6 protein-coding genes are annotated in these 6,637 nt (G+C 49.1%); 2 read left to right on the top strand and 4 right to left on the bottom strand.

Translation table 11 applies throughout. From position 1 onward, the window contains the following. From tgt to B3D59_RS14720, 3 genes are read right to left on the bottom strand one after another with little or no spacing between them, the layout of a single operon-like run. A complete protein-coding gene (tgt, locus tag B3D59_RS14710; RefSeq protein WP_286821080.1) occupies window positions 1–1,131 on the bottom strand; it encodes a tRNA guanosine(34) transglycosylase Tgt in 1,131 nt (376 codons plus the stop codon). A 9-nt stretch (window positions 1,132–1,140) separates the two neighbouring features. Then, window positions 1,141–2,232, bottom strand: a complete 1,092-nt coding sequence (queA, locus tag B3D59_RS14715; RefSeq protein WP_004074275.1) for a tRNA preQ1(34) S-adenosylmethionine ribosyltransferase-isomerase QueA — start codon at window positions 2,230–2,232, stop codon at window positions 1,141–1,143. After that, on the bottom strand, window positions 2,232–2,423 hold the full coding sequence (locus tag B3D59_RS14720; RefSeq protein WP_286821082.1) for a DUF2065 domain-containing protein: 192 nt from the start codon (window positions 2,421–2,423) through the stop codon (window positions 2,232–2,234). Before B3D59_RS14720 ends, queA begins: the two co-directional genes overlap by 1 nt. 141 nt (window positions 2,424–2,564) lie before the next feature. Between B3D59_RS14720 and gatB the strand changes: the two genes are divergently transcribed. Together gatB and B3D59_RS14730 are read left to right on the top strand one after the other, a co-directional pair. After that, window positions 2,565–3,989, top strand: a complete 1,425-nt coding sequence (gene gatB, locus B3D59_RS14725) for an Asp-tRNA(Asn)/Glu-tRNA(Gln) amidotransferase subunit GatB (protein WP_286821085.1) — start codon at window positions 2,565–2,567, stop codon at window positions 3,987–3,989. Between the two features lie 475 nt (window positions 3,990–4,464). Further along, the gene (locus B3D59_RS14730) at window positions 4,465–4,593 is read left to right on the top strand and encodes a hypothetical protein (RefSeq protein WP_286821088.1); all 129 of its coding nucleotides are present in this window, start codon (window positions 4,465–4,467) and stop codon (window positions 4,591–4,593) included. On the opposite strand, the gene B3D59_RS14735 is transcribed toward B3D59_RS14730, so the two are convergent. Continuing rightward, window positions 4,590–6,587, bottom strand: a complete 1,998-nt coding sequence (locus tag B3D59_RS14735) for a flagellin (RefSeq protein WP_286821091.1) — start codon at window positions 6,585–6,587, stop codon at window positions 4,590–4,592. The genes B3D59_RS14730 and B3D59_RS14735 overlap by 4 nt on opposite strands. Window positions 6,588–6,637 lie beyond the last annotated feature (50 nt).

Genomic DNA, 6,637 nt, shown 5'->3' on the forward strand with positions numbered 1-6,637 from the left:
TTACTGATCCTGCCTTGCTTTAAAAAATTGCTGTTGAAATTCAGGAAAATTGTCTTCCTTTATTGCATGACGCATTTTTGCCATAAGATCAAGATAATAATAGAGATTATGAATGGTATTCAAACGATAGGATAAAAGCTCCCGGGATTTATACAGATGACGCAGATAGGCTCTTGAATAATTTCGGCAGGTGTAGCAGTCACAGGTTTCGTCTATGGGCCGCTCGTCCGTCTTATACACAGCATTAGGGATATTGATGGTACCGGTGTGGGTAAAAAGCTGGCCGTTTCTGGCATTCCGGGAGGGCATCACACAGTCAAACATGTCGCACCCCATACCCACCAGGGTCACAAGATTTTCAGGCGTACCCACCCCCATAATGTACCGCGGCTTTTGTGACGGCAGAAGCGGCAGGGTGTGATCAGCCATCTCATACATCACATCGGTGGGCTCTCCCACGGAAAGACCGCCAATGGCAAAGCCGGGAAAATCAATGGCGGTGATCTGTTCAGCGGATAGAGAGCGAAGGTCTTTAACCATTCCGCCCTGGACAATACCGAACAAGTTATTAATCGCGCCATTTTCCTGCCAGAAATCAAAGCCTCTTTTCGCCCAGGCCGTGGTCTTATTCAAGGCGTCAGCCACCTGCTGGTCGGTCGCCGGATGCCCCTGACACCAGTCCAGGGACATCATGATATCCGATCCCAAAATCATCTGGATCTCAACGGCCCGTTCCGGGGAAAAAAAGTGCCGGGAGCCGTCAATATGGGATTGAAAATGCACCCCTTCATCGGTGAACTTGGCCAGTTTTGCCAAAGAAAAAAACTGGAATCCCCCGGAGTCGGTGAGCATGGGTTTGTTCCAGGCCGTAAAGGCGTGAAGCCCTTTCATGGTTTCAATGACTTCAACGCCGGGCCGCAGATATAAATGATAGGTATTACCAAGAATAATCTGGGCCCCGCAATGTGCCAGATCCTCCTTTGACACGCCCTTCACCGACCCCACAGTGCCCACGGGCATAAAAATAGGGGTTTCAACAACACCGTGATCCGTGATAATCCGCCCCAAACGGGAGCGGTCCCGGCCGTCACCTTTTTTACTATTATCTTTTATTAAATCAAATGTAAGCATATTTTATTTTCACTCTATAAACATGGCATCACCATAACTGAAAAACCGATATTTTTCATCCACGGCGACCTTGTAAGCATCCAGAATCCGTTCCCGGTCATAAAAGGCGGAAATCAGCATGAGCAGGGTGGATTCAGGCAAGTGGAAATTGGTGATAATGGCATCCACGCATTTAAACCGGTAGCCTGGATAGATAAACAGGTCGCACCGACCCTGACCGGCCGAAATTCTGCCGCAAGCGTCGGTACAGAACTCCAGGGTCCGGACAGCGGTGGTGCCCACGGCAATCACCCTGCAACCGGCCCCACGGGCGCGGTTAATTTTTTCAGCAGCCTGCTCATCTACAATAAAATATTCCGAGTGAATCTGATGATCCCGGATATCCTTTACCCGCACCGGTACAAAGGTGCCATATCCCACATGCAGGGTAATCCGGACCACGTCCACACCCTTGGCAGAAAGCGCTGCAAGCAAATCTTCCGTAAAATGAAGCCCGGCCGTGGGCGCGGCCACAGCCCCCTCGGCGGTTGCATAAACCGTCTGGTAATCCTGCCGGTCTTTTTGCTCATCCATTTGCGCCGGTGTGCCTGCCCCCTGCCCCGGATTCTGATCCCGTTTAATATAGGGCGGCAAAGGCATTTTACCTGATTTTTTCAACCGGAATAAAAAATCATTGCCCCCGTTAAAACAGACCACAGAGATCCGGTCCCGGTGTTCAATCACGGTAGCCGTAATATCCTGTCCCAATTCAAGCACCGTGCCAGGTTCCGGCCTGCGTGACGCCCTGATCAGGCAGTCACACTGGAACCGTCCTGTATCGGCCAGGTGTTTCATGCCGGCAGCATAATCAATAATGAGGACCTCTACACGCCCCCCCGTGGGTTTATGGCCCAAAAGCCTTGCCGGCACCACCCGGGTGTCATTAACCACCAGCAAATCACCGGGGCGCAGCAGATCAGCGATATCAAGAAACCTGCGATGGCTGATGTCATGGCTCCTGCGGTCCAGGTGCATGAGACGGGACAGGCTTCTGTGTTCGCAGGGTGTCTGGGCAATCAGGGATTCGGGCAGATTATAGCGGTAATCAGACAGATTGTACATCAACCGGCCTCCATGGCAAGGTATAGCACCACCAGGCCCGCCAGCATCATAAAAAAGCCAAATCGCCTCAAGGTGCCTTCGGGCATTTGCAGGATCATCGTTACCATCTGCCGCATCTTATTCGGTGAGATGAAATAGGGCAGCCCTTCCACAATCATGATCATGCCCATCACACAGAAAAAAAATTTCATTAAAATAATTTCCTTTTGTTCTTTTATTAGAGGTACCCTTGATAATTAAAAATATCAAGGTTATAAAGGAAGGCTGGTAAGAACTCAACCCCGGGCATGGACCGCTTCATGCACCGGGCACCCAAAGGAACCAGACATCACATGGCATTTGAACCTGTTATCGGACTAGAGGTCCACGCCCAACTCAAAACTAAGACTAAAATCTTCTGCAACTGCTCAACCGCCTTTGGCAAGTCCCCCAACGCCAATACCTGTCCGGTATGCACAGGCATGCCGGGGGTTTTACCGGTACTGAATAAACAGGCGGTTACCTTTGCAATCAAGGCCGGCCTTGCCACCAACTGCACCATCAACCGGGAAAGCCGGTTTGACAGAAAAAACTATTTTTATCCCGATCTTCCCAAGGGTTACCAAATCTCCCAGTATGCAAAGCCCATTGCCGAACACGGCTTTCTGGATATTGAAGTGGATGCCCAGGAAAAACGCATCGGCATCACCCGCATTCACATGGAGGAAGATGCCGGAAAACTGATCCACGACCCCCTGCGGGGAAAAAGCATGGTGGACCTGAACAGGACAGGGGTTCCCCTTATTGAAATTGTCAGCGAACCCGACCTTCGCACCGCTGCCCAGGCCGGCGCATACTTGAGAAAACTGCATACCATTTTAAAGTACATTGACGTATGTGACGGGAACATGGAAGAAGGCTCATTCAGATGCGACGCCAATATCTCCCTGCGGCCCCTAGGTCAGGAGGAATTGGGCACCCGCACCGAGCTTAAAAATCTAAACTCCTTTAAAAATGTAGAAAAGGCTATCCTGTACGAAATTCAGCGTCAGACTTGTGTGCTGGAAGAGGGCGGACAAGTCATCCAGGAGACCCGTCTGTGGGATCCGGCCAAAAACCGCACCGCATCCATGCGGGGCAAAGAAGAGGCCCATGATTACAGATATTTCCCGGATCCTGACCTTGTGCCGCTGATTGTTGATGATGCCTGGATCCAGGCAGTCCGCGCCGGTATGCCCGAACTGCCGGATGAAAAAAAGCAGCGCTTTATTCAAGAGTACAGCCTGTCTGAATATGATGCCGGTGTGTTAACAGCCGCCCTGGAGATGGCCAACTTTTTTGAAGAGACCATTAAGCCGTTGAAAAACATCAAACAGGCGGCCAACTGGACCATGACCACACTCATGGGCATGCTGAATGCCAAAGGCATTGAGATCTGTGATTTACCCGTATCAGCCCATGCTTTTTCAAAGCTTCTTGGGCTTCTGGAATCCTCCCGAATCAATGCCAATGCCGCCAAAACCGTTTTTGAAGAAATGGTGGAAACCGGTAAAGATCCTGAAGCCATAGTCAAAGAAAAAGGTCTTGAACAGGTATCAGACCAGGGCGAACTTGAAGCAATGGTGGATGAAATCATCAAGGAAAACCCTGAAGAGGCAAAAGCGTACAGAGACGGAAAAACCAAGCTGTTCAGCTTTTTCATGGGTCAGGTCATGAAAAAAACCCGGGGCAAGGCAGACCCCAAAGTGGTCACGCCCATGCTCAAATCCAAACTGTAAAGGCAGATGCAAATGAAAAAACCACGCGCTTTTGTGAAAGCAATTCTGTCCGTCTTCATCCTTGGCGGATTGATCTTTCCATATACGGCCTTTGCCGATACTCCTGAAACCCTTGCAGTCCTTTCCTTTGACATCAATGCCGATAAGAATAAGAATCTGGACTACCTTAAAAAAGGCATCTCAACCATGCTCTATTCCAGGCTCACCAACCCTGGAAAAGTCGTTGTTGTGCCGCCCCAAAAGATGGCATCCCTTGAGGTCGGTTTAAAAAAACTTTCCGGCAGTCAACTGGTTCATGAAACTGCCCGGAAAACCGACTCCAGATATGTGATTCACGGCACCATCACCAGCCTTGCAGGTTCTTTCAGCATTGATGCCAAGGTCTTTGACACCACTGAAAAACAGTACATGGNNCCGCATAGCCGCCGCCATAAACCATAAAGTATTCAACCGTACAACCGTCACCTGGGAACAGATGGAACAGGAAAAGCAGAAAAAACTCAATGAGTTGAAAAATCAGAATCCGGAAAACCTTATGCAGATACCCACAGGATGGCAACAGGAAGAAAAGGTTGGCTGGAAAGTCTGGAAATATCTGTTTTAGGACATGTAATCCACCAGACTTAACCCCATAACCGAAGATGTCGAACTCAACGCCGCTTGATAAACGGTCTGGGCAGATTTAAGATCCATAATGGCTTCCACGATATCTGCATCCCGGACCGTGGAGCGCTGGGTGGTCAGGGTCAAATTCGAATTCGAGATGGTGGCTTCGGTGGTGGTTGTACTGCCGTAAATCCTACCCACAGTTGAGATGCTTGATGTGAGACTTTCATAATGATTGTCCAGCCGGCTCATGGCCCGCTGAATACCGTCCACATCATCATTTTTCAGTGCCTTTTTGAGATCAAAAATCGTATCCCATATACTCCAGGTGGCTTCTTTTCCTTTCTGGGGGGCGGAAGAGACATCCTTGTCGGCATTAAAGCCAAGACTGCCGGCAGCACTTGAGGCGGCATTGGTGCCCGAGGAAAACAGCAAGTCAAAGGATTCAAGCTGCCGGCCGGTTTTTGTATTCTCGCTGAGGGTAAAGGACTTGGTTGCCTCATCATAAACCACGGAATAATTAACCCGGTTGCCGTTTTCAGCCGAGGCGGATTCAAGGGCCTTCTCCACAGCTTCAGCATAGGAGTCAGGATCCGAGTAAGTGCCAGCCTCTATCACGGCAGTCAGTTGAACCGAGGTGCCGCCTCCGTCCAGAAGGGTTTCGGTGAAATCAATCCTATCATTCTGATCTTTAAGCACGGACAGACCTGGAGGCACGGAGAACTTGCCGGAGACCGGAAAATCACTGGTAACCGTTTCAAGAATCACAGTTTCTATTTTAAACCCTAAATCCGGCAGAATACTTGCATTTTTATAGCCTTTCACGATATCAAAAGAGACAGTATCTCCATCTTCAGGCTCACCGTTCAGATCTACAACAATATCTGGTTTTCCGTCATCATCCACGTCAATTTTTATGGAATTGCCGCTTGCATCAATCTTAGAGGGCAGCCCATATCCCGGATCGTTGGACACTTTCCAGGTGCCGTCTTTTTCGGTGTAGGTAAACGTTAATGGTTTCGTACCCTTGGGTTCCGGCGTGTACTTGGTCAGAGCTGCTTTATCAACTATATTAATTTCCACATCTTCAAAACTCTGACCATCTGTTTTAAGATTCTCAATCCTGACCGTTTCCGTCTGAATCACCTCAAAACTTACGCTCATAGGCGTATCATTGCTGCCGTCAGTCCCAATGGAAAAGGTGTTTGTGTCACCATCATATTTCACCTCATAAACAATGCCGTACCCCTGTTCTTTACTGTGTTCTTTACTGGCTTCGTTCAGGGTGTCTTCAACAATAGCTGCAAGTTTTTCTTTGCTGTAGGTACCGGCGGGAAGGGTTGCCTGAATGGTGACTTTATTGTTTTCACCTGTACCGCGGGATTCGGTGAAAACAATCTGATTGTTGGTTTTATCTACAATGATTTCATCTTCATAGAACAGGTCACTGCCGCAACAGTCCAGAGAAACGGTGGTATGCTTCGACGTGCGTATACTTACCGCGTTACTGCTGCCGTTGTAAGTAACACGTGTGGGATTGCCATCATCATCGCAGGTAAAAGGGGGTGTCCGGTTATTGTCACCACCAAACACATATCCGCCATAGGCGTTGGTATTGGCAAGGTCCAAAAGGCCGTCAAGATAAAGCGACATGCTCGCTGCAGCGTTTGATCGCTCCTGATAAGAGGCCGAGGCATTGGACAAGGCCGAGCATAACAGCTTCATTTCAGACAACTGATCAGCCATGGTGTCAAGGGCGGTTTCAGCCGTGGTAAGCACGTTCTGGGTCTGGTCCACATTCACCTGATACTGCTCCAATGCGGCCAGTTCGGAATTGATGGTCAGCACCTGGTTCATACCCGATGGATCATCAGATGCGGAACTGATTTTTAAATTCGTGGAGAGGACTTCATTGGCTTCGTTTAAATCAGAGGTGAGCCGTCCAAGCTGATATGTGGCCTGTTTGTATATGCTTATGGTTGCGACTCTCATGGCAGACCTCCTATAAGATAAAATGTTTCAAAAATCAACGCGTTGCAAGC

Source organism: Desulfobacter sp. UBA2225 (assembly GCF_002348205.1).
GTDB classification, from domain to species: Bacteria; Desulfobacterota; Desulfobacteria; order Desulfobacterales; family Desulfobacteraceae; genus Desulfobacter; species Desulfobacter postgatei.